Genomic DNA, 24,111 nt, shown 5'->3' on the forward strand with positions numbered 1-24,111 from the left:
TTAACTCCAGACCACTCGTTCCTGATTCAAGAGGTACTCAATCACCTCGATGCTGTTCCTCATCTGGATCTGGGCCTGTTCGGACATAGGGAGCACGGCCCCGACCAGCTTGCCGGATTCCATATCCATGAGCGAGGGGATGTCTTCACCCGACAACTTTTCAAGATTGCTGCGAAAGCTAGCCAAGGGGAACCTCCTGGTTGAATCCTTCTCGGCGCACTTGCGGCGTTACTTGAGTTAAGGAATGATCCGGAGGTGCACACGCTAGAGAGAAATCATACCATACAGGTCCCCTCCCTCAGGGGCAGCCCCTCTATCTCATTGTTTCCGTGATGGTTATCAGCGATTGTGTGCGGGGATCGGAAGCGGAGGAAGCGCGCCAAGATAACGAAACGCCCCGCGCTTGAGCAGCGTCGTGTCTGGCTTCAACCGGAAATCGTCATGCTCCATATCGACGAAACCTGGATCGGTCGTTATATCCGACTCAGCCTGGAGCTCCGGCGCCGGAACATTCGGGGAGCCGGCTCTCACATAGTTTCCATCACTATTGAATAACGCGTTGTACGAGGTCTTCGTCTGACTTGAAGCGGCAATGAGAAAGCCGATCTTATTGAAGCTCAAAATATTTCCCGAGGCCTCGATCGTCGACGAGCCTAGGAATGCCGCTCCGCCGCCGTTCTTGACCAGGGTATTGTTGGTCAGGACCGCTTTTGCCTGATCATTCACGACAATAGCTTCAAACCCACTTCTCGTGATGATGTTCCGATCAAGCCGAATATCAGACTTTCCCGTGACATTCACTCCGTAGTCATTGTCATGAATGAAGTTTCCGATCAATTGGACTTGAGAATCCGTGACATGCACGCCGGTCGTCTCACTCCCCCCGATCACACAGTCTTCGATACGAACACCCTGCACCTGTTGGCCGAACACCATCCCTTTCACATGAAGATGATGGAGTGTAATGCCGGTTCCATTGAAGATCCCAAGGGCGTGTCCACCGTGCTCGTTGATCGTGAGCCCGCTGATGTCGATGTCCGTTGCCCCATACGGCCACTTCCCCACATGGAGCACACCGACCATCGTCCCTCGTCCCTGCAGAACCGTTGTGTCGACTCCCGCACCGACGATCTTGATCTTTTCTTTGCTATGAATGGTCAAGTCCTGCGCATAAGTTCCGGCCTTGATCAACACCGTATCGCCTTTCCCGGCGCTGTCGACCGCTTCTTGAATCGAAGCGAAATCCCCCGAGCCGTCGAGCGCGACAGTGATGGTTCGAGGTGCTGGTGCAGGGTTCTCCGCCTGGGCTATCGCAAACCCTGCGCCGGTCAACCAGAGAAGCACCGCCGTGAGAAAAACGGGCCGCATGGAGAATTTCATACAAGCGGAGAGCCAACCCTGTCAATCACCCTTTGTGGTACGGCATAACGCATGATAAGCTCCGCCGCCATGATACTTGTCGGTCTGACTGGTGGCGTGGCGACCGGGAAAAGCACGGTTGCGAAAATGTTCAGGCGATGCGGCGCCGTCGTGATCGATGCCGATCAGTTGGCGCGAGAGGTTGTCCAGCCGGACAAACCGGCGTGGCGAGATATTGTCCGCGCATTCGGCACGAGAGTCCTCAATCCTGATCGGACGATCAACCGCCCAGCGCTCGGCTCGCTCGTATTCCATCTTCCCCGAAAACGGCGTCAGCTTGAGCGGATCATTCATCCTCGTGTGGCTCGTGAACAGCGACGGCTGACGAGACAGGCGGCGAGATTCGATCCGAGCGCCGTCGTGATCTATGACGTTCCCCTCTTATTTGAGGCGGGTATCGATAAACGTGTCGACACGATCGTCGTCGTCACGGCCGATCGCGAAACCCAAATCACCCGTCTCAGTAAGCGAAACGGCCTCTCACGATCCGAAGCCTTGCGACGGATCAGGAGCCAGCTGCCGATGAATAAAAAGTGCCGGCTCGCTGACTTTGTTCTCGATGGGACGAAAGACACACGACGCCTCAAAAAAGACGTAGCCAAGATTTGTGAAGACCTTCGGTCGTCGTAGCGGGCCATTTTCTTCCATGAGAAGACCGACCGGATACGGCGTAACAACCTCCTACCTTCTGATTCTTGCGCTGTGATAGAGTCACAAACCATGCGGCGAGTCGTCATCATCGGTTCCGGTCCGGCTGGGCTCACCGCCGCCATCTATGCGGCGCGGGCCAACCTGGCGCCGCTTCTCATCGAGGGATGGCAATCCGGCGGACAGCTGACGACCACGACGGAGGTCGAAAACTTCCCCGGTTTTGCAAAAGGAATCATGGGTCCGGATCTCATGAAGGAAATGTGGGCGCAGGCGGAGCGATTCGGGACGGAGTTTCTCACCGGTGACGTCTCCGCCGTACGCTTCACGAACCACCCGTTGACGCTGACGATTGATGGCGAGCGTACCGTCCAGGCGAAAACCGTCATCATCGCCACCGGGGCATCGGCCATTCAGATCGGATTGCCGAATGAAAAGCGGTTGACCGGCCATGGCGTTTCCACCTGCGCCACCTGCGACGGGTTTTTCTTCAGAGGGAAAGAACTCATCGTGATCGGTGGCGGCGACAGCGCGATGGAAGAAGCGATCTTTCTTACCAAATTTGCGACGAAAGTCTCGATCGTCCATCGACGCGATAAGCTTCGCGCATCGAAGATCATGCAAGATCGAGCGATGAAGAACGAAAAAATCGCCTTTATCTGGAACAGCGTCGTAGAAGATGTGCTCGGACAGGATGTTGTGACCGGAGTTCGTCTCAGAAATATAGTCACTGGAAAAAGATCAGAGTTGGCCTGCGCCGGTATCTTTGTCGCGATCGGTCACAGACCGAATACCGCATTGTTTGCCGGCCAGATCGATATGGACGAGAAGGGCTACATCAGGACTCACGCGGGAACAGCCACCAGTATCCCGGGCGTCTTTGCCGCCGGTGATGTGCAGGATTCAAGCTATCGCCAGGCCGTGACCGCAGCCGGATCCGGCTGCATGGCTGCGATCGATGCCGAGCGGTTCCTTGAAGCGCTCGGCGCGTGAATCGTTCCTCGCGAAGCGGGCTTCACGGATAACGAGCGACGCCAGATATGAGATGTGCCATCGCCCATTACCACGAGCTTGCCCTCAAAGGCCGCAACCGCGACTACTTCGAGCAATGCCTCATTCGGAACATCCGGACAGCCCTCAAGGATGTGGGTGTTCGACAGGTCCAGAACCTTCACAGCCGGATCCGTATCGACCTCCCTCCGGAAGCGCGCGCGGATATTGTTCGAGATCGGCTCGTTCGTGTGTGCGGCATCGCAAACTTCTCGCTGGGGCGCGTGATTCCGCTGCGGATCTCGAACCCTGACCTGGCGGCGCTCGCCGAGGCCGCCGTCGAAGAAATCAATGCCACATCCTGCGCGACGTTTCGGGTCACGGCCAAACGAGCCGATAAGCGATTGGCGCTGACGTCGATGGACATTGAAAAGGCCGTCGGCGCAACCGTCTGCGAACGGACCGGTAAGACCGTTAATCTGAAGAAGCCTGACATTACTATTTATATCGAGCTGCTTTCGAGGGAAGTCTATTGCGCGGCGGAAAAAGTCGAGGGTCCGGGTGGGATGCCGGTGGGAGTCAGCGGAATGGTCGCCTGCCTTATCTCGGGAGGCATCGATTCGCCGGTTGCCGCCTACCGCATGATCAAACGAGGCTGCCATGCCTCCTTTGTTCACTTTTCCGGCCGCCCGTTGGTCAGTCGTGCCTCTGAGGACAAGGTGCGGGAACTGGTCCAAACCCTCACGGCCTATCAATATGCGTCGCGTCTCTACGTCATTCCTTTCGGGGAAATCCAGCGTGAGATCGTGCTGAATACGCCGCCACCATTTCGCGTCGTCCTCTACCGGCGGATGATGCTCCGCATCGCTCAAGAACTGGCGCGGAAGGAACGATGTTGGGGGTTGGTCACGGGAGATAGCCTCGGGCAGGTCGCGTCGCAGACTCCTGAGAATCTGACTGTCGTGGAGGAAGCGGCCGAGCTTCCGATTCTCCGACCGCTCATCGGAATGGATAAGCGGGAGATCATCGACGAGGCCAAGCGGATCCGAACCTACGACACATCCATTGAGCCCGACCAAGATTGCTGCAAACTGTTCACCCCGCCACACCCCAGCACGAAAACCCGGATCGATGACCTTCGAAAGATCGAACGGAGCTTGGACATCACGCAACTCGTCAAGCAGGGGTTGGAGAAGGCTGAAGTGTCAGAATTTACTTTCCCGGCTGATTGAAGATCCGATTCCCGGCGTATCGTCACTCAGAGCATCGGTACCCATCGCCAGCATCGAAGCCATTGCAAAACTGCATCGACCACGGTAAGCTCGGCACTCCCGTCGAGCATGTTCCCCTCACCTGCTCGATCTTCGAACCAGCCGACGATCTACCATAACGGAGAGGTGCGAGAGCGGCCGAATCGGGCAGTCTCGAAAACTGCTGTCGGGGTAACTCGACCGTGGGTTCGAATCCCACCCTCTCCGCCAAACCAACAGCCGTGTCTGCTCAATTTACCTAACCGATCCAAAACCCATCGCCCTAAGAACACAGAGAGAGGGTGGGATTCGAACAAGAGGGTCCGCGGGGGAAAGGTTCCCCCGCGTGGGGAGCATACGAGGGGGCTGGCCCCCTCAGTAGGAGCGTGAGGCGCCTCGGCGAACGCGACTTCGAATACCCACCCTCTCCGCCACAAGATATCTCAAGGCAAAGAGTCTTTGTTTTGAGATATCTCGCTCTTTTTCTTCAGCACTCTCCGTAACTCCACCATTGCCAACGTATCTCGCGCGCAATAGCGTAACAGCGCCTCCCGTATGGAATTTCGTTCTATCCAATCGCGTTCGAGAAAGACCATTCGATAGTATTCAGCCGCCGCCTGACCGCCGGCTTGTATCGCAAGATCGTCATACCCAAGCGCAGGCACCACCGCAGGCAACACGGACTTAATCGAGTACGATCCGTTGAAGGCGGGATGATAATAGTGATTCTTGATGATCGGGAGCAGGTCCCATAACCGTTTCACGATCGCTTTGCACGCGGACTTGAATTCCGGAAACGTCTCCGCCAACTGGCGTATGAGCGATTCCTCGTATGCTGAATAGACTACAATGCTTCCGGTCTCACCGAGCGATTCGATGAGAGCCTCGACCCACCGTCTGCGAGGGTCCGACGCCTCATCGTGAAGAAACTCTTGGTGCGTCACCTCGCCGGATTCGAGTTCGATATGGTTGGACCATTGCACCGGAAGAGACTGATAGGGTCTGGTAGAGGGAAACCGAGGCAATGCCAACATGACGGTTTCGGCATCGAGATGATGTATGGGATAGTTCAACGAACGAAGAATCCGACCCAATTCCGATGAAACCCACTCGACATTGTTTTTGACCTTTCGTTGCGCATCCGACAGCCTTGCGTCGTCTGGAATGTCGTCGATCGTCATGATGCCCTGCCGGACAAGTTGACCGACAATCTCTTTCTTGCCCGGCAGATGATAGATCCAGCGCTGGGGCTTCTCCTTCGTGCAATGGGTCCAGAAGGGACAGTCGTAAGGTGTGTGACAATGCTGAGCCGGCTCGATCATCGGGACCTGCGATCCCGACAAGAGAGCTTTCATGGCAGCCACTCGTTCCGGCACCCGCCCTCGACGATCCGCCACTGCTTCCGATACGTCTTCGATCGAGAAGAGCGCCTGCAGATCGACGTTCCCGTCTTTGTAGAGATATCCTGTGTCGATATGCATGAGGCAGGTCGCATCAAGCCGTAACCCGGCCCCTTGTACCACATGGCTTTGTATGGCGAGGTCATCAAGGTGGACATCCTTCACCCTCGTTGATGACTTCACCTCGATCAAACGCCAGGACGATGATTCCCCTTCACCAGTCTGCACGCGTTCCAAAATATCGACGCGCACCAGCACTCCGTCATGTTCGAACGCCCCTTCGAAGATGGCGGGGATCATGGGATCTTGAAGCAAGGCAGCAGTCTCTGCGATCGCCGCCTCTCGCTGACGAAATCCGGACTTCACCAATACCCCTCCTCGAAAGCGCTGCCGGGCCAGGATCCCGATCTCGGTTCCCATATCCAAGATCGCCTGCGTCGACGCATCCGGCGGAGTTGCCAACGCAGGCTGATGAATCTCCAGATAGAGCCGCTTGTGGCATTGCAACCCTGAGAGGTATTTCGATTTAGATAAACGGGGCGGCGCGAATGTCGTGGGGAATATCTGATGAGTGTCGGCCATTGTTCTCCGGTCCATCGAACATCAAGGATTTCTCACAGAGCCTCGGAAGGAACTCTGTTAGGATAGCGCCCCATGGGTAACGGTGTCACTCAGATCAGACGGTCCGTGATGACTTTGGCGCTCCCCGTCACGCTCACCACGCTGCTCCAACGGGCCGAAGGCATTGTCGCTGTCTTTTTGGTCGGCGGGTTGGGTGCCACATCAATCGCCGCGGTCGGTCTGGGGCAACTGCTGGCCTTCGTGGCCACGACTCTGGTCTCCGGCATTTCGGTCGGGACGAATGTGATCGTCGCCCAGTTGTGGGGAGCGCGGCGCCGACAAGACGCGGGAGAAGCGGCTCGGCACTTCTTAGGACTGTCGATCGGCGTCTCGTTCCTGTTGGCCGGCCTTGGGATAGCCGGCAATCTGCTCGTCATGCAGCAGCTCGGTGCGGAATCCGCAGTCATTGAGCTCGCCCTCCCCTATTCGACGCTTATTTTCCTCCTGATTCCCTGTACCGTCTTGATCCAAGTCCTGTCGTCCATTCTCCAAGGGACAGGGGACACAAAGACTCCCCTGTACGGTCTGATCGGTGTCAACCTCCTCCATGTCGTCCTGGCGTATCCCCTCATCTATGGACGGTGGGGAGCTCCCGCGTTGGGGCTCAAAGGGGCGGCGATTGCCGTCGGCCTCGCCGAAGCCTCAGGGATGCTCTATCTCTTGCTGCGTTGTCGCCCCATCTTGAAGGAGTCGTCCACGCTGCGCCTCGACCTCATACGATCGATCTGGGACATTGGCGCGTCGGTCTCCGGTGAACGGATCGTTCAACAAGCCGGCATTTTCATCTATACCAAACTTGTCCTCCTCTACGGCACTGTCGCCTATGCCGCGCATCAAGTCGGGTTGTCGATCGAATCCTTTTCTTTCCTGCCTGGCTATGGACTTGCCATTGCCGCCGCCACCATGGTGGGCCAAAGTATCGGAGCCGGCAAGTACACCAGAGCGAAACTCGAAAACTGGGAAGCCAATCGGCTGGCCATTGTGATCATGGCCGGCATGGGTGTGCTGTTTTTCTTCTTCCCCTACACGTTGCTTCGTGCATTTACAACCGATGAAGCGGTGATCGAGCTTGGAACGACATTTTTGAAGATTGTCGCCTTGTTGCAAGTGCCGCTCGCCCTCACCATGGTTTTGGCCGGGTCGCTGCGGGGCGCCGGCGACACACGCTTTATCATGGGCGCCACGATGATCGGTATGTGGGGTGTCCGTGTGCCCTTGGCGCTGATCGCGGCGCTCTGGCTCCGCCAGTCCGTCTCATTCATCTGGGCGGCGATGATCGCGGACTGGACGGTGCGAATGGGGTTGTTGATCTGGCGATATCAGTCCGAACGGTGGCGGCAGATTCAGGTCATCCGGTGAGAGGCGGGATGCGATCGCGCAGTCTTCGGCAACGCTATCTCGTCCAATCCCTCTTCTGCCAAAAATTCGATGTCTCCCGTCGTCACGTCGTACATCGCACCGACAATCGCGATGCGTCGTTCTCGAACCAAGCAGTCAAGCGTCCGACTGTGGTTGCGCATCTCTTTGACCACCCGCAGAACATTGTCTTTGGCCACGGCATTCACGATTTCCAACATCGCAGGCGAGGATGGTTCACCCATCTGTTCAGCGAGACCTTCTGTAGAGCGCTGAATTGCGCTGACGATGGAATCGAGGTGTTGACACCCTGTTGCTTCGGCAGCGGTCTGGCGCGAGGAGAAGAATTTGACCGCAGCGGACACTGCGCCGCATCTGGTATGTCCGATGACGACAATGAGTTTGGCCCCAGCCACGGCACAGCCGTATTCGGCGCTAGCCAGCACTTTTCGACTCGTGATGTTTCCAGCGATCCGGATGCTGAAAATGTCGCCCATGCCGAGATCGAAGATCGACTCGACCGGTGTCCGAGAATCGATGCAGCTGAGCGCCACGGCCAACGGATGTTGCCTGTCCGCCGTGGCACGAACTTGGCGATTGAAGTCTCTGGTGAGACGCCGCCCTCTGCGTACCCGTTCGTTGCCGTCTTTGAGAATTTGCAGAACTTGATGCGGCGTGATGGCGTCTTGTAATTCCCTGGTCGAATAATCGACATACTGGATCTCATCCTCAAAGTCGTACTCGTCCCGAAATCCCACCAGGCTGACCTCGACGCCATGGGCCGGCCCGGTTTGTTCCTTGAAGTCTCGAATCAAGTCCAGAACGTCCGGATCGATATAATCCGTGTTCCGCGCGTCAAGCAGGACATGGCCGTTGCGAGGCACCTCATTCAGCACTGTAGAAAGGGCGGCGCGATTCAAGAAACTCACTTGATTGGCCAGCTCGATATGGACCACGTCTCCGCCGAGATGCCTTTCCACGAAGCGATGCACCGGACGGCGCATGTTGCTGTTGAGGATGAAGCCGATGGCCACAACCATGCCGATCGCGATCCCGATCAAGAGATCCGTGAAGACAATGGCCGTCACGGTCGCCGCGAAGGGGATGAATTGGTAGCGACCCTCGTTCCACATCTGCTTGACGACCGCCGGGCTGGCCAGTTTGATGCCGGTCATCAATAAGATCGCCGCGAGTGACGACAAAGGTATGACGTTGAGCCAGGTCGGTATGAGCGGAACACTGATCAACAGCAACGTGCCATGCACGATCGTGGCGAGCTTCGTTTTCCCGCCAGCATTGACGTTGACGGAGCTGCGGATGATCACCGACGTGACCGGCAGCCCGCCGACCAATCCACTGGCCACGTTTCCCACTCCCTGCGCCACCAACTCTCGACTCGGCGGTGAAGTCCGCTGTTGCGGGTCGAGCCGGTCGACGGCTTGGAGGTTCAGCAAGGTTTCCAAGGAGGCCACGATGGCAATCGTCAACCCGGCTGTATAAACAGCCGGGTTGGTCCATTGCGTATAGTCCGGCAGAGGAAGCAATCCCAATAATTCACCCATGTTGTCCGCCACCGGCACCTGGACAAGGTGACTTGATCGAATGAGCCAGGGATCGCCGAGTTGCTCGAACCAGAAGCTCATACCGACTCCGAACAGCACCACGGCCAGCGGAGCGGGGAATATCGATTCTTTGAGGGGCTTCCATCTGCTCCAGAGAACAAGCAGGGCAATGGAGGCTAAACCGATGACCGACGCGCCAGGCTGAAAGGCATCGAATATTTTGATGAGTTCAGAAAACGTCGTTTCGAGGTCCGGTTGGGAAAAGGCCATTTCTCCTTCGGGGTCGGGATCATGTCCCACGACGTGAGGGATTTGCTTCAGGATCAAAATGACTCCAATGGCGGCCAGCAATCCCTTGATCACACTGGAGGGGAAAAAGGCCGCGATAAAGCCCGCCTTGGCCAGCCCAAGGCTGATCTGAATCAATCCGGCGAGGATCACCGCGAGCAAGAAGACCGAGAACGAGCCGAGAGACAGTATTTGAGCGGCAACGATCGTGGTCAACCCGGCCGCCGGGCCGCTGACGCTTAGCTGAGATCCGCTGAGCAGTCCCACCACGATGCCGCCGATAATTCCGGCCAACAGCCCGGACACTAACGGTGCATCGGAAGCAAGCGCAATCCCCAGGCACAGAGGCAGCGCGACAAGGAAGACAACAAGACCTGATTTGATATCAGCCAGTAGGTTGCCGGCAGACATAGCGGCCATTGTATGCAATGCCCCGAACCCACACGATCCGGGAATTTCCTAGCAGAGGTCGATTCAGACGGACGTGATCAATAGCGCGCCGGAGTATGTGAGGGTGCGAATGCTGTGGAACATGTGTCATCAAGTCATTCGCTGATCCGACCAAGCATAGGCTGCGCCAAAACAGAGACCGGCCACCGCCGCCTGGATGAAGGCCTCCTCCGCATGGACGGCGATAGACCACCAGACAATGGCTGCTATCAGACCCGACACTCCTCCCAGAAGAACCTTGCCCCCTGCAAGTTTCAGCCAATCGGTCAAAAGCACCCATGACGTCATGTACACGACTCCGGCTGCAGCCGATGCCCAGAGATGCATGAGGTCGTGCTGAAAGAACCAGACTTGAATCGCTCCCGCGATCGCGCCAAGAATGACCCCCATGATCGCTCTTTTTACCAGTATTGAATAGTGAAACGTGGTGTCGGCCAATTCATCCTCCCACTAGAAGGTAAAGATCCGCGCTTCAGCGCAAAATGCCATTACCGACATCTCTAAGCGCAATGGCGCGACCCACCGTCCTCATTCAGCTCACAACGTTAGGTGGGCAAGTGGTTTGCCTTGTGTCACGGCCCGGCCCTTTCGTGATTTCAATCCGCGCGACACCTTTGACATTGGCGCAGAGATCACCCAGTCCCGGCGTGACCAGGCGGAACGGGCCGCCCTTCGTGTCCGGCAAGGACGCTCCGTCCAGTTCGTAGACAAGCACCCCATGCTCTCTCGCCTGCTGAAGCGTGAGACAGGCGGAATAGGTTCCATCCGAGGCGTGAAAGGCGACATGGTCTGCCTCGATCGCCAAAGCCGGAACATCGAGCAGCCCCTTCAACCGAATCCCCCGTCCCTTCATGCCGGGCATGACCGTGGCGATATCGAGTTGATGCTCTTCCGGCAACGACGCGATGGCCCTGCGGTCGAATGACACCGGCTGAACGACGGCGCCTTCGATCCGGATTCGGCCGTGGCCGGTCTGTTCCTTCTCCGTGATCGTCTTGATCATCGCCGTCAAGGCTTCATTCACCGGTGTCGGAATGCCGAACTCGCGCCCTTTCCTGACGATGAAGCCGTTCAGGTAGTCGATTTCCGTCCGCCGCCCGGCCTTCCAATCGTCATACATCGAAGTGTGAATGTCCCGAATCTCCTGCGTCGCTTTCACGACTCGCTCCGGCATATCCAACGGCAAGGGCACCTTCATCGCAGCCGAGATGGCCGCGCATTCTCCGACAATCTGTCGGATCACACCCGTCATCTCCGGATGATCGAGCGCTTTGGCCACACGATCATCGATGAGCACCGTGATCGGATTGAAGACGCAGTTCCAACACATCTTTTCCCATTTGCTGCGGCGAAGATCTTTGGAGAGATGGCAAGGAATGTCCGCTGTGACAAACAGGTCACGGATGGCGAGAAGCCGTTCGCTCTCATGGCCCATCAATTCACCGATGGCGACAGCGCCCTTCTTGTAATGGTCGATCACCCCGGGCTCGGCGATTTTGGAATAGATATAGGCGACGCCGCCCACGACGCAATCACGACTGAGTCGAGCGATGAGCCGGTCTTCGGTATCGATCCCGTTCTGCAACGTCAGAATCACGGTCTTCTTGGTGAGGATGGGTTCGATCTGGTTCATGACTTCATCAAGGTCGTAGGCTTTTACAGCCAGAACAATGAGGTCCGGTTTCGGGAGTCCGTGAGCTTCGGATGCAACCGGCGGTCGGACGGTGAACGAACCACCGGCACTACGAATTGTCAGGCCATTCTGTCTGACTGCCTCACACGTCTTCGGCCTGAGAAGAAAAGAGACATCGGGATTATTCTTCGCCAGGTGTGCCCCGAAAAACCCGCCGACCGACCCAGCGCCCACGAATAAAATGTGTTTCATCGCTCATCCCCGTTCAGTTGCTTGCCAAGCGGCCGTACTATAGCATGCACCTCCACAGAGACACAGTAGCGTACTTGCGCATCGATACCTATGGCTCGTGGATCCGATCTCGGACTCGTGAAAGAAAAGATGGTTGCCGCTGAGGCAATCACCGTCCTCACCGGCGCCGGCATCTCGGCCGACAGCGGAGTGCCGACGTTTCGCGGCGCGGACGGCTTGTGGAAGAACTTTCGCGCGGAGGAGCTTGCGACGCCCGACGCCTTCGAGCGGGATCCGGGTCTCGTGTGGGAGTGGTACAACTGGCGGCGCGAGCTGATCGCCACAAAACAGCCGAACGATGCGCACAAAGCCATCGCCGAACTGGAGCGCCGCTGTCCGGACTTTTGGCTGATGACTCAGAATGTGGACGGGCTGCATCGAGACGCCGGCTCACGGAAGCTCTCGGAGATTCACGGCAACATCTGGATGGTGCGGTGCACCGGATGCGGCCGGGTCGAAGAGAATCGTGAGGTTCCCATCCAGATCCTGCCGATGTGCACGGTCTGTCACTGTCTCCTGCGACCCCATATCGTCTGGTTCGGAGAATCCTTATCTCCTGATGATCTCGCCCACTGCTCCAGAGCGCTCAAACACTGCGACGTCTTGCTTGTCATCGGCACATCCGGTGTCGTCTATCCGGCCGCAGGGTTTGCATCCGTCGCCAAAGAGGCCGGCGCATTCGTCGCCGAAATCAACCTCGACCCCACCCCGCAGTCGACGCTGGTCGACATCTCATTGCAAGGCCGGGCAAAAGATCTCGTACCCTTACTTTTCGAATTGCTCCAGAAGCGGGATTAACTCCTCCAAGCTCTGGATGGTCCGAACGCTTAGGCCCTCCTGCTTTCCGTCACGGTCCAAGAGAACGGTGTGAAGGCCGGCTTTTCTCGAACCTTCCACGTCGTCTCGCAGACTATCGCCGATATGCAGGGCCTCCTCCGGATCGACGGCATGCTTCTCCAACGCGAGATGAAAAATCCGGGGAGCCGGTTTCGCGGCTTGGGCCAAACTCGAGATGGTGACGGTATCGAATGCCTCGGCGATCCCGAGCCCGCGCAGCACGGCAAATAGACGAGAATCGAAATTCGAGATGATACCGAGCTCCAGATCCAGTTCTTTGAGCCGAGTCAGGGTCGAAGCGGTTTCAGGAAACAAGCGCCAGGATCGATGGTCCTCAAACACGCCAAATACGTGGTCGAAGAACTCGTCGAATCGCTCGAACATGCCCACGCGATAAAAGACGTGATGCACGATATCGAACCACCACAGCCGTTCATTCTGTTTGAGTCGAGTCGGCTCGGTTACGGAAAAAACCGGCGGTGGCGCTTCACGGAAGGCTCGACCGAACGCATGCTTGATCGCGAGCGACGAGTCAGGTTTCTGTGGAAAGCCGAATTCAACGGCATGTCGAAGGTAGATTTCAGCGACCGATCCGTGCACGTGAAAGAGGGTATCGGCTGCGTCGAAAAACACAACTCGTATCGACGAACTCATGATGGGTTCACCGTGATCTCATTTCGTAATTCGGTCGCGTACCGAAATGCATCGCAAATCCGATCACCTATCGGCGGTTTTCTTGACAAAGCATACCCCCCTTGTTAGCTTCGAAGAAACTAAAAAGTGGGGAGAATTTTTCATGGCTTCGCCGATCTTTGTCGTGGACAGCAGCCCGGCGGTGAGACGGATGGTGGAACAGATCTCAACCCCTGAAGGGTTTGAGGTCCTTGGGTTTCAGGATGGACCAGCCGCCCTCGAGGCTGCTCGGCGAAGCTCGCCGTCACTGATCATCGCGGACTATCATCTCGACAACATGACGTTTTCAGGGTTTTGCAAGGAGATCAACAAGCTGGACAATCTGACGGAAACCTATCTCATTTCGTTGGTGAATCCGGCCGACCACCCGGACGAAAATCACCTTCGCGCGTTGGGCGTCAAAGCCTTTCTGAAGAAACCGTTTCAATCCGACGATTTGCTTGGCGTCCTGAAGTCTCTTCAACAGGAGCCCGCCGGCACCTCGAACGGCAAGGGCTTGAAGCGGCGCGTTTGGCCGCCGACTTCGGCTTCCACCGATTTCGATGATGAGGCGATCGATCATCTCTCGGATGGCGACGGCCAGGAGGAGCCTATGATCCAGTCCGGCAGCCCATCGAGTGCATCACCGGCATCATCTGCCGCCTCTACGGCTCCGGAAGATGCCATGAAGAGCCTCTTCGACCAACTCTTCCAATCGATGATCAAACGAAGCGAGCTGAGCCTTGCCGAGCTACTCCCTCGCGTGATCGAGGAGAAACTGGGAACCCATGTCCGACCGATCGTTCAGAAGGAGTTGCATGCGCAGCTGGGCAGCATTCTTTCTCAGGAATATCTCACCACGATCATTCACCCTCTGGTGTCACAGGCATTGCCCGCTCTCATCAAAAAGGAGCTCGAGGCCGGCGAGCCCATCATCCGGCGAGCCCTGTCCGATGTGGCCAGCGCTTCTCTCGGCGAGAGCGTCGATCGGCTGGTCACGGCTCAGGTCGAATCCGGAGTCCGGCAATACTTACCCGTTGTCGTGCGGGAACAGGTGGGAACGGTCGATCAGCTGGTCAAAGATGAGATTCAACGTGCTGTGCAGAAGCAGGCCCCGCTCCTGGCAGACGACATGGTGAGAACCGCAGTTGGACAAACCGTGGAACAGGCCGTTCAGAGAATCGTGCCTGATATTGCCGAGCAGCACATCAAAGCCGAACTCAAACGCCTGATCGAGACCGAAGAAGCGTCGCACTCCTCTACGATCTAACTTTTCTTGCCCCGTTTCCCTCGCCGAGCCTTGGCCAGGGCCTTCACCCGCTTGACATTCTTCTGGTGTTTCTTTCGTGTCTTCCGATCCTTCTCGCGACCTCGTGCCATGATCCTCCTACTGGAAAGTGTGTGATGCGCTCTTTTGTGGCCGATTGTATAGCACATGCCTCGCCAGGTCACAAGCTGAGAGCACATCCATTTTCCGCATCGTTATAGACATGCTAAGATGCGCGTCTCTGTTCCGAAAGGACCTTGCAGCAATGACCACACGTCAACTCGATAAAACATATGACCCGAAAGCCGTTGAAGACCGCTGGTCCCGCGAGTGGATCGCCCGGGGATATTTCCGTGCCGACGCAACGAACCACCCCGGCCGACCCTACAGCATCGTCATTCCTCCTCCCAATGTGACCGGCTCGCTCCATGTCGGACATGCGCTCAATCATTCGCTGCAAGACATTCTGATCCGGTGGCGGCGTATGCAGGGGTGTAACACCCTCTGGCTCCCTGGAACCGACCACGCCGGCATTGCCACGCAGAATGTGGTGGAAAGGCAGCTGATGACCGAAGGCCTGTCGCGCGAGTCGCTGGGACGGGAGCGATTCGTTGAGCGGGTTTGGCAATGGAAAGCGACGTCGGGCAACACGATCGTCAATCAACAAAAGCAGCTCGGAGAATCCTGCGACTGGGACCGCTTGCGATTTACGATGGACGACGGCTTGTCCAAGGCCGTCATCGAGGTCTTTGTGCGCCTGTATGAAGACGGGTTGATCTATCGCGGCAAGCGGCTCATCAATTGGTGCCCGCGCTGCCTGACCGCCCTTTCCGACATCGAAGTGGAACATGAGGAGATAAAAGGTAAACTCTATCACCTCCGCTATCCGCTCGTTGATGATCCGAACATCGGTTTGATCGTAGTCACGACACGGCCTGAAACGATGTTGGGAGACACGGCCGTTGCCGTGCATCCGGACGACCCTCGCTATCGCCATCTGATCGGCAAGAAGGTGCGTCTGCCGCTGACGACGCGAGAGATTCCTATTGTAGGAGACCGGATCCTTGTCGATCTGGAATTCGGCACCGGTGCCGTCAAGATCACGCCGGCTCACGACTTCAACGACTACGAAGCGGGAGAGCGGCACGGACTCCCTCGTCTTGCGGTGCTTGATCATGCCGCATTGCTTGATGCCGCCGGGATGCAACAAGCCGGAGTCGAATCATCCGTCGTCGAGATGCTCCGTGGCCTTCCCGTCTCCAAAGCCCGTCACAAGGTTGACGCGCTGCTTCGTGAGCAAGGGATCCTGGAAAAAACCGAAGACCACAAGATGGCGGTTGGAAAGTGCTATCGCTGCAAGACGGTCGTCGAGCCATATCTGTCCCCCCAGTGGTTCATCAAGATTCAACCTCTTGCCGATCCCGCTATCGAGGCAGTTGAAGCGGGACGGATCCGGATTATCCCCGAAGGCTGGGTGAACAATTATCTCGGCTGGATGCGGGATATCAAAGATTGGTGCATCTCACGGCAGATTTGGTGGGGGCACCAAATCCCCGCCTGGTACTGTCTGACATGCAACAGCGGTCAGATCGTCACCGCGGACGGTCGGGTCACAATCCTACAAGACGCCGTACCGATCATCTCCAAATCGGTCCCCCTTCAGTGTCCGGCCTGCAACAGCCGGCAATTGCTCCGCGATCCGGACGTGCTCGATACCTGGTTCTCCTCCGCCCTCTGGCCGTTCACGACCCTGGGCTGGCCGGATCAGACGCCTGAACTCAAGACCTATTATCCGACTTCCACGTTGGTCACGGGCCTCGACATTCTGTTCTTCTGGGTGGCCCGCATGATCATGATGGGGCTCAAGTTCATGGGAGATGTGCCCTTCAAAGACGTCTATATCCATGCCTTGGTCCGCGACGCGGAAGGCCAGAAGATGAGCAAGTCCAAGGGCAACGTGATCGACCCGCTGCATGTCATGGATCAATTCGGCACCGATGCCCTTCGGTTCACCCTCGCCTCGATGGCCTCGCCGGGGCGCGATATCAAGCTGGCGGAAGAACGGATCGAGGGTTACCGCAATTTCGCCAATAAGATTTGGAATGCGGCGCGATTCGCGTTGATGTATCTCGACGGACCGAGTACCGCTCTCCCCGTGGCGCAACGGACGTTCCCCGACCGGTGGATCCTGAGCCGTCTTGCCCACACGATCCACATCGTCACGGCGGAGTTGGAGTCATACCGTTTCGATCGTGCAGCGACAGCCCTCTACCAGTTCATGTGGCATGAGTACTGTGACTGGTATCTGGAATTGATCAAACCGATTCTGCAAGCACCCGACCATCCGGATGGAGCCGGCACTCGGCACACGCTCGTGGAGACATTGGAAACGACCATGCGGCTGCTGCATCCCTTCATGCCGTTCATCACGGAAGAAATTTGGCAAACGATCCCCCATCAGGGAGACAGCATCGTCGTGCAGGGCTATCCGGTCCTGGACCAGGCGTGGGCCGCGCCCGACGCGGAGCAGCACTTCGCGTTGCTGGAACAAACGGTGGGACTCGTCCGAACCGGCCGAGTGCTCTTGAATTATCCGCCGGGACAGCAGATTCCGTTTCATGTCGGGCACGACGACCCGAACAAGCAGAACCGGCTCCATCAGTTACACCGACATCTGGCTCACCTCGGCCGCGGCACCGCCGACGTGAGTCCGCCCCGAGATTGGCCGGCGGCAAGATTGTTGCGATTGGTCACGGAAGGCCTCTCAGTGGGTATCGCCGTCGCCGATGACGTCGACCTGAAGAAAGCGATTGAGCGCCTAGGAAAACAGCTCGCGGAGACCGACAAGGAATTGCAACGCGTCGACGGGAAACTGAAAAACGCTGAGTTTGTGTCGAAAGCTCCGCCGGATGTGATTGCCGAACACCAGGAGAGGGTACAAACCCTCGCTTGCGATCGTGCTTTACTGGCAGACAGCGAACGGCAGCTCCGCGCGATGCTTGGGACCTAAACGATGGCCACACTCCCCGCCGCAGAGATCCGCCGCACGGTGCGCCAAGGGCTCGAGGAGGATCTGGCTCAGGGAGATGTCACGACAGCGGCACTCTTTTCGTCTCCGGTGCCGGCTCGAGCCGAGATTATCGCGCAACAGCCGTTGGTTGTGGCAGGCATGGCCGCAGCCGTTCAAACCTTTCTCATGGTCGATCCTTCTCTGCGGTTGTCGGTTTCCAAACGAGACGGCGACCGAGCTCAGAATGCAGAGCCGCTTCTTCAGATCGAGGGTGATGGGCGGTCCATCTTGCAGGCTGAGCGGGTTGCGTTGAACTTTCTCCAACACCTGTCCGGAATCGCCACCTTGACGCAACGGTTCTGCCGGGCCGTGCGAGGTTACCCAGCCTGTATCCTGGATACCAGAAAAACGATTCCCGGCTGGCGCGCGCTTCAGAAGTGGGCCGTGTCGCTTGGCGGAGGGATCAACCACCGCCGATCACTGAGTGACGGCATTCTGATCAAAGATAACCATCTGGTCCTCCTCCAACGCAATCGACGACCGGTCGAACGGGCCTGCCGATTGGCACATGCTCGTCGCTCACGTCCGCTCCCCATTATCATCGAGGCGGAATCCCTCGCTGAGGTCCGGCAGGCGATCGCGGGAAAGCCTGATATTATCCTGCTCGACAATATGGCTCCGGACCTGGTCCGACGTGCCGTGGCATTGATCAAGAAGCAGGCGTTGGTGGAAGTGTCGGGCGGCATCACTCTGAAGAACGTTCGAGCCATGGCCATGGCCGGCGCCGATCGCATCTCCATTGGAGCGCTCACCCATTCCGCCCCGGCAGCGTCAGTCAGCCTGGTCATGACGCTGGCTCCGCCTTCACGACGCCGGCGCTCGTAGTCAATGTCGTCCTCCGCCCCACTCAGCCTCGATCGTATTCGCAGCACCCTTGCGACCGAGTCACTTGGGCATGTCTTGTATCTCCATCAGGATCTCCCCTCGACGAACGCCGAAGCGGGGTCTCTGGTTCGAACGGGCGCGCGGCACGGCACCGTCGTGCTTGCCGAAAGCCAGTCAAGCGGTTACGGTCGACATGGGCGTGCGTGGTTCTCTCCGCCGGGGCTGAACATTTATTGCTCCGTCATCATACGTGGGATGGGTGACAACCTATCGCTTTCACAATGGCTATCCTGGGTGCCGCTTGTCAGCGCGCTTGCCGTCAGCGAGGCCGTTCAACAGACTGCGGCCGTGTCCCTTTCGCTGAAGTGGCCGAACGACCTGCTTTTCCAGGAACGGAAAGTCGGCGGGATTCTCTGCGAGAGCAGTCTCACCCCCACGAATGATCCGGCCGTGGTGATTGGAATCGGGCTCAACGTGAATGTCCCCTCGCTGTCTTTTCCGGAAGAATTACGGCCGATTGCGGCTTCCTTGTTGGATGCTTCGCGACGACCGATCGACCGCAATCGGCTCATTGCGCAACTGCTCCTGGAGCTTGAACAATGTCTTGGCGAGCTTCGATCTTCCGGACCGGTCCGGCTGCGGCAGGCCTATACGGCTCGCTGTGCCACATTGGGACGCCATATTCGCGTCCTGTTCACGAATGATCCCCCGATCATCGGCATCGCAGAGGCGCTTTCTGCCGACGGCGCGCTGCAAGTGAGAACCGCGCCGACTCATCTTCGTTCACAGCCGATGCCCCTTGTCGATGTCCGTGCCGCCGATGTCATTCATCTGAGAGAGTAGCGAAAATACAGGTGGCCGGGTAGAATGGGTTCGATGCTTTTAGCGGTCGACATTGGGAACACCAACGTGGTCGCGGGAATCTTCGAGGGGTCGGTTCTGCTGACCCATTGGCGGTTGGCGACCGACCCTAAGACCACGGCGGATGAGTATGGTGTCCTGTGCCTCAGCCTCATGGCCCGAGACGGGCGACTCCCGGAACACATCACCGGCGCGATCATCTCCAGCGTCGTCCCCGCCCTCACGGAGACGTTTGAGTCGATGATTGAAACGTCCTTTGGCTCCACCCCGATCACCGTTTCTTCCGACATGGACACAGGCCTCACCCTGAAATACTCGAATCCGAAAGAGATCGGAAGCGACCGCATTGTGAATGCGGCGGCGGCTTATGAGAAGTTTCACCGTGATCTCATCATCGTCGATTTCGGCACCGCGACGACGTTTTGTGCCGTCAACCGAGATGGAGAGTATCTCGGAGGGGTGATTGCGCCGGGTCTGACCATTTCCGCTGAGGCCTTGTTTTCGCGGGCTGCGAAGTTGAGCAAGGTTGAACTCGCCCGGCCCAAGACCGTCATTGGAACCGATACCGCCGGGAGTATTCAATCGGGGCTCATCTTCGGCTATGCCGGTCTCGTCGACACTCTCGTTCAGCGGATGGAAAGGGAACTGGGACGCACGTCGTATGTGGTTGCCACGGGAGGATTAGCCTCGGTCATCGCGCCGGAGGCGCGGTCGATTCAACATCTGGAGCCGTTGTTGACTCTTCATGGGCTTGAACTCCTTTATCGCCGCGCCCGCGGCGCGAGTCTGACGCAGTGGGTCTAGTCCTCTTCGCCCCCACGTCATTTTATTTTTTCCGTACCCGTTGACTTCTTGGCTCCTATGGATATCTCCAGGCTTGTACAGGTATCAGGATGAGTGACGACCAAGAACAGAAAAAACCAAACGCCAGTACAATCGATAACTTAGAGGCGGCTTCTCCGGTCATGGAGGCGGCAGACTCCTCCGTGCAGGATGAACTGGCCGGTAAGACCGAAGAATGCAATGCGCTCAATGATAGGTATCTCCGGCTGGCTGCGGAATTTGAAAACTACAAGCGCCTGATACAACGCGACCAGCGTGAGCAGATTCGATTCGGGAATGAACAAATTCTCAAAGAGCTGTTGCCCGTCGTCGATAACATGGAACGGGCGATCAAATCGGCTCGAACAAGTGGCGGCGATTCGGCGCTCGTGCAGGGTGTGGAACTGACGCTCAAGCAACTCTCCGGGACCCTGATCAAGTTCGGCGTGCAGGCGATCGAAACAGCCGGCCGGGAGTTCGATCCAAGCGCCCATCAAGCCGTCTCGTACGGACCATCGAACGACGTGCCGGCCAACAGCGTATTGGAGGAGTTTCAAAAAGGGTATCGGTTGCACGACCGGATTTTACGAGCGGCCATGGTCAGTGTGTCGTCAGGGCCGGCCGATCCAAGCGAACATGACTCAACGACGCATTGACCTGATTCAGTCGTCGTTGTCGAGAAGGAAGGAGTCCACCAATGGGTAAAGTCATCGGCATCGATCTCGGGACCACCAATTCTTGCGTGGCGATTATGAGCGGCGGAGACCCCGTCGTGATCGCCAACGCCGAAGGGAGCCGGACCACTCCTTCCGTCGTCGCCATTACCGATAAAACCGAACGGCTGGTCGGACAGATTGCGAAACGGCAAGCGATCACCAACCCCGAGAACACCATTTATTCCGTGAAGCGCCTGATGGGCCGCAAGTTCAAAAGCCGCGAGGTTCAAGAAGCCATGAAGCGGCTTCCGTACAAGGTGGTTGAGGCCGATAACGGTGATGCGCATGTCGAGTTGCGCGGCAAACGCTATAGCCCACCGGAAGTCTCCGCCATGATTCTGCAGAAGATGCGGCAGACGGCCGAAGACTATCTGGGTGAAAAAGTCACCGAGGCCGTGGTGACCGTCCCCGCGTATTTTGACGACAGCCAGCGCCAGGCGACCAAAGATGCCGGCCAGATTGCCGGGCTGAACGTCCTGCGCATCATCAATGAGCCGACGGCAGCCTCCCTCGCCTACGGTCTGGACAAGAAGAAAGACGAGCGGATCGTCGTGTATGACTTGGGCGGCGGCACCTTCGACGTCTCTGTTCTTGAAATCGGCGAAGGCGTGTTCGAGGTGAAATCCACCAACGGCGATACGTATCTCGGCGGTGATGACTTCGATCTCCGCGTGATGGATTGGCTGGTCGACGAGTTCAAGAAAGACCAGGGCATCGATCTGCGGAAAGACCGGATGGCGCTCCAACGCCTGAAGGAATCGGCGGAACGGGCCAAGATCGAGCTCTCTTCGTCTCAAGAAACGGAGATCAATCTGCCGTTCATCACCGCCGATGCCAGCGGCCCCAAGCATATGGTCACGAAACTCACACGGGCCAAACTGGAACAGTTGGTCGACGATCTCATTCAACGCACGATTGAACCTTGCCGCAAGGCCTTGTCCGATGCGGGCGTCACCGCCAAGGATATCCAAGAAATCGTGTTGGTCGGCGGCATGACCCGCATGCCCAAAGTGATTCAGGTGGTGAAGGACTTCTTTGGAAAAGAACCACACCGCGGCGTGAATCCCGACGAAGTCGTCGCTATCGGAGCCGGCATTCAAGGCGGAGTCCTCAAGGGCGAAGTCAAAGATGTGCTGCTCCTCGATGTCACTCCATTATCGTTGGGCATTGAGACGCTGGGCGGCGTGTTCACTAAGCTCATCGAACGCAACACGACCGTTCCGACCAAAAAGAGCCAAGTGTTCTCGACGGCTGCCGACAACCAAACGGCCGTCACCATCCGCGTGTTTCAAGGTGAACGGGAAATGGCCAATGACAACAAACTGCTCGGGCAGTTCGACCTGGTCGGTATTCCTCCGGCTCCGCGCGGCATGCCGCAGATTGAAGTGACTTTCGATATCGATGCCAACGGCATCGTGCACGTATCGGCAAAAGATCTCGCCACACAGAAAGAACAATCCATCAAGATCACGGCGTCCAGTGGTCTGAGCAAGGATGAAGTCGAGAAATTCGTTCGAGACGCGCAGTCGCATACGGAAGACGATAAGAAACGCCGCAAGCTGGCGGAAGCCAAAAACCAGGCGGACAATCTCGTCTATCAAACCGAAAAGAACATCACGGAGTACGGCGACAAAGTTTCCGTCGAGGAAAAGACGAAAATCCAGGATGCCGTCGCAGCCGTCAAAAAGGCGCTCGAGGGCACCGATGCCGAGGCCATTGAATCGGCGACGCAGACACTCATGACGGCATCGCACAAGTTGGCCGAAGAGATGTACAAGAAAGCCGCCGCATCCCCGGGTCCGCAACCGGGCGCCTCGTCCTCCGACGGCGCCGGTGAGACCAAGACCGACGAGAAAGTCGTGGATGCAGAATTTGAAGAAGTGGACAAAGACAAAAAATAGCCTAGAATAACGCCTCAGACAATCCGAGTTCCCGACACCGTCGGGAACTCGGCTATTTCATAGCTCAATTCGCAATGGCACCTGTGTCAAAACGCGACTACTACGAAACTCTCGGCGTCGATAGAAACGTATCCGACGACGATCTGAAAAAAGCCTATCGCAAGCTCGCGCGCCAGCACCATCCGGACCTCCATACCGGCGATCAACAGAAAAAAACAGCCGAAGAAAAATTCAAAGAGATCAACGAAGCCTACGAAACGCTGAGCGATCAAGAAAAGCGGAAACGCTACGACATGTTCGGCCACGCCGGGGCGCAACAAGGTGGGCCGGGCTTTGACGGGTTCGATTTCAACCGCGGCGGATTCGGAGACGTCTTCAACGATATCTTCGAGGATTTTTTCGGCCAAGCGCGAGGCGGAGGGCCGACTCGGGCCGAACGGGGCAACGATCTCCAATACAACCTCGAGATTGAGTTCGAAGAGGCCGTGTACGGAAAAGAGGCCAAGCTCAAAATTCCGCGTTGGGAAATCTGCGTCGATTGCAAAGGAACGGGGGCCAAATCAGCGGCCTCCATCAAGACATGCGCCAGCTGCAAAGGCGCCGGTCAAATTCGATTCCAGCAAGGGTTCTTCAGCGTCAGCCGTCCATGCGGCCAATGTGAAGGCACCGGTCACTTCGTCACGGACCCCTGCTCGACCTGCCAAGGACGGCAACGTGTTTACAAAGAACGCACCATTGCCGTCCATATTCCAGCCGGTATTGAGACCGGCATGCGACTTCGTCTCTCCAATGAAGGAGAGCATGGCCCCAATGGTGGCCACCCCGGGGACCTCTATGTAGCCGTGACCGTCAGACCCCATCAAATCTTTCATCGCAAAGGACTCGACATCGTCTGTGATGTGCCGGTCAATCTCGTCACGGCCGTGCTCGGCGGGAAAGTGGAAGTCCCGACTCTCACGGGGGCGACCGTCATCAAGGTGCCGCCCGGCACGCAACATGACAAGGTTCTTCGGATTAAAGGGTTAGGGGTTCCCAGCCTGAAGGGGGGATCGACCGGCGATCAGGTCTATACGATCAAGGTTCAAATTCCCACCAAATTGACGGCCAAACAAAAAGAACTGCTGATGGAGTACGCGAAAGAATGCGGCATGACCATGGAAACCAACGGCGACGGTTTCTTCGATAAGATGAAGACCTTCTTCGAGTAGTCTTCCTACCCCACATCCGGATCA

Annotated in this window: 20 protein-coding genes and 1 tRNA gene; 14 read left to right on the forward strand and 7 right to left on the reverse strand. The window is 57.3% G+C overall.

From position 1 onward, the window contains the following. Nucleotides 1-186 carry a hypothetical protein gene (locus COMA2_RS16715; protein ID WP_090900993.1) on the reverse strand — a complete coding sequence of 62 codons (186 nt, stop codon included), beginning with the start codon at nucleotides 184-186 and terminating at the stop codon, nucleotides 1-3. Between the two features lie 153 nt (nucleotides 187-339). Continuing rightward, nucleotides 340-1,368, reverse strand: coding sequence for a right-handed parallel beta-helix repeat-containing protein (locus COMA2_RS16720; protein WP_175304678.1), 1,029 nt, complete (start codon nucleotides 1,366-1,368; stop codon nucleotides 340-342). Nucleotides 1,369-1,431: 63 nt separating this feature from the next. Between COMA2_RS16720 and coaE the strand changes: the two genes are divergently transcribed. The 4 genes from coaE to COMA2_RS16740 all read left to right on the forward strand — a co-directional run bounded on the left by coaE (nucleotide 1,432) and on the right by COMA2_RS16740 (nucleotide 4,538). Next, a complete protein-coding gene (gene coaE / locus COMA2_RS16725; RefSeq protein WP_245631074.1) occupies nucleotides 1,432-2,049 on the forward strand; it encodes a dephospho-CoA kinase in 618 nt (205 codons plus the stop codon). Nucleotides 2,050-2,139: 90 nt separating this feature from the next. Continuing rightward, nucleotides 2,140-3,060, forward strand: a complete 921-nt coding sequence (gene trxB, locus COMA2_RS16730) for a thioredoxin-disulfide reductase (protein ID WP_090901001.1) — start codon at nucleotides 2,140-2,142, stop codon at nucleotides 3,058-3,060. Between the two features lie 47 nt (nucleotides 3,061-3,107). Further along, the gene (gene thiI, locus COMA2_RS16735) at nucleotides 3,108-4,289 is read left to right on the forward strand and encodes a tRNA uracil 4-sulfurtransferase ThiI (RefSeq protein ID WP_090901003.1); all 1,182 of its coding nucleotides are present in this window, start codon (nucleotides 3,108-3,110) and stop codon (nucleotides 4,287-4,289) included. Nucleotides 4,290-4,448: 159 nt separating this feature from the next. After that, nucleotides 4,449-4,538, forward strand: a tRNA-Ser gene (locus COMA2_RS16740). Between the two features lie 212 nt (nucleotides 4,539-4,750). Here COMA2_RS16740 and COMA2_RS16745 read toward each other — a convergent pair. Continuing rightward, entirely contained in the window at nucleotides 4,751-6,289 is a 1,539-nt protein-coding gene (locus COMA2_RS16745; protein WP_175304679.1) for a DUF2779 domain-containing protein, read from the reverse strand. 72 nt (nucleotides 6,290-6,361) lie between these two features. Between COMA2_RS16745 and COMA2_RS16750 the strand changes: the two genes are divergently transcribed. Beyond that, a complete protein-coding gene (locus tag COMA2_RS16750) occupies nucleotides 6,362-7,687 on the forward strand; it encodes an MATE family efflux transporter (RefSeq protein ID WP_090901008.1) in 1,326 nt (441 codons plus the stop codon). On the opposite strand, the gene COMA2_RS16755 is transcribed toward COMA2_RS16750, so the two are convergent. From COMA2_RS16755 to COMA2_RS16765, 3 genes are all read right to left on the reverse strand, one after another. Continuing rightward, complete coding sequence (locus COMA2_RS16755) at nucleotides 7,672-9,954, reverse strand: bifunctional SulP family inorganic anion transporter/carbonic anhydrase (RefSeq protein WP_090901010.1); 2,283 nt, start codon at nucleotides 9,952-9,954, stop codon at nucleotides 7,672-7,674. The two genes, COMA2_RS16750 and COMA2_RS16755, sit on opposite strands and share 16 nt — an antisense overlap. Nucleotides 9,955-10,074: 120 nt before the next feature. Then, nucleotides 10,075-10,374: a hypothetical protein gene (locus COMA2_RS16760; RefSeq protein ID WP_090901013.1), complete on the reverse strand. Its 300-nt coding sequence runs from the start codon at nucleotides 10,372-10,374 to the stop codon at nucleotides 10,075-10,077. A 142-nt stretch (nucleotides 10,375-10,516) separates the two neighbouring features. Next, entirely contained in the window at nucleotides 10,517-11,869 is a 1,353-nt protein-coding gene (locus tag COMA2_RS16765; protein WP_090901016.1) for a 2-dehydropantoate 2-reductase, read from the reverse strand. Nucleotides 11,870-11,959: 90 nt separating this feature from the next. On the opposite strand from COMA2_RS16765, the gene COMA2_RS16770 reads away from it, so the two are divergent. Continuing rightward, nucleotides 11,960-12,706 (forward strand): SIR2 family NAD-dependent protein deacylase, encoded by a 747-nt coding sequence (locus COMA2_RS16770; protein ID WP_090901019.1) that lies wholly within the window; start codon nucleotides 11,960-11,962, stop codon nucleotides 12,704-12,706. On the opposite strand, the gene COMA2_RS16775 is transcribed toward COMA2_RS16770, so the two are convergent. After that, nucleotides 12,674-13,399 carry an HAD-IA family hydrolase gene (locus COMA2_RS16775; RefSeq protein WP_090901021.1) on the reverse strand — a complete coding sequence of 242 codons (726 nt, stop codon included), beginning with the start codon at nucleotides 13,397-13,399 and terminating at the stop codon, nucleotides 12,674-12,676. The two genes, COMA2_RS16770 and COMA2_RS16775, sit on opposite strands and share 33 nt — an antisense overlap. 142 nt (nucleotides 13,400-13,541) lie before the next feature. Between COMA2_RS16775 and COMA2_RS16780 the strand changes: the two genes are divergently transcribed. From COMA2_RS16780 to dnaJ, 8 genes are all read left to right on the forward strand, one after another. Continuing rightward, nucleotides 13,542-14,687, forward strand: a complete 1,146-nt coding sequence (locus COMA2_RS16780; RefSeq protein ID WP_175304680.1) for a response regulator — start codon at nucleotides 13,542-13,544, stop codon at nucleotides 14,685-14,687. 262 nt (nucleotides 14,688-14,949) lie between these two features. Further along, complete coding sequence (locus COMA2_RS16785; RefSeq protein ID WP_090901027.1) at nucleotides 14,950-17,694, forward strand: valine--tRNA ligase; 2,745 nt, start codon at nucleotides 14,950-14,952, stop codon at nucleotides 17,692-17,694. A 3-nt stretch (nucleotides 17,695-17,697) separates the two neighbouring features. Continuing rightward, nucleotides 17,698-18,579: a carboxylating nicotinate-nucleotide diphosphorylase gene (gene nadC, locus COMA2_RS16790; protein WP_090901030.1), complete on the forward strand. Its 882-nt coding sequence runs from the start codon at nucleotides 17,698-17,700 to the stop codon at nucleotides 18,577-18,579. Between the two features lie 3 nt (nucleotides 18,580-18,582). Next, nucleotides 18,583-19,422, forward strand: coding sequence for a biotin--[acetyl-CoA-carboxylase] ligase (locus tag COMA2_RS16795; RefSeq protein ID WP_090901033.1), 840 nt, complete (start codon nucleotides 18,583-18,585; stop codon nucleotides 19,420-19,422). Between the two features lie 24 nt (nucleotides 19,423-19,446). Further along, a complete protein-coding gene (locus COMA2_RS16800; RefSeq protein WP_245631075.1) occupies nucleotides 19,447-20,244 on the forward strand; it encodes a type III pantothenate kinase in 798 nt (265 codons plus the stop codon). A gap of 89 nt (nucleotides 20,245-20,333) precedes the next feature. After that, entirely contained in the window at nucleotides 20,334-20,918 is a 585-nt protein-coding gene (gene grpE, locus COMA2_RS16805; protein ID WP_090901036.1) for a nucleotide exchange factor GrpE, read from the forward strand. 41 nt (nucleotides 20,919-20,959) lie between these two features. After that, nucleotides 20,960-22,879, forward strand: a complete 1,920-nt coding sequence (gene dnaK, locus COMA2_RS16810; RefSeq protein WP_090901039.1) for a molecular chaperone DnaK — start codon at nucleotides 20,960-20,962, stop codon at nucleotides 22,877-22,879. Nucleotides 22,880-22,953: 74 nt separating this feature from the next. Beyond that, a complete protein-coding gene (dnaJ, locus tag COMA2_RS16815) occupies nucleotides 22,954-24,087 on the forward strand; it encodes a molecular chaperone DnaJ (RefSeq protein ID WP_245631076.1) in 1,134 nt (377 codons plus the stop codon). The last annotated feature ends 24 nt before the right edge of the window (nucleotides 24,088-24,111 follow it).

Source organism: Candidatus Nitrospira nitrificans (assembly GCF_001458775.1).
Taxonomy (GTDB): Bacteria; Nitrospirota; Nitrospiria; order Nitrospirales; family Nitrospiraceae; genus Nitrospira_D; species Nitrospira_D nitrificans.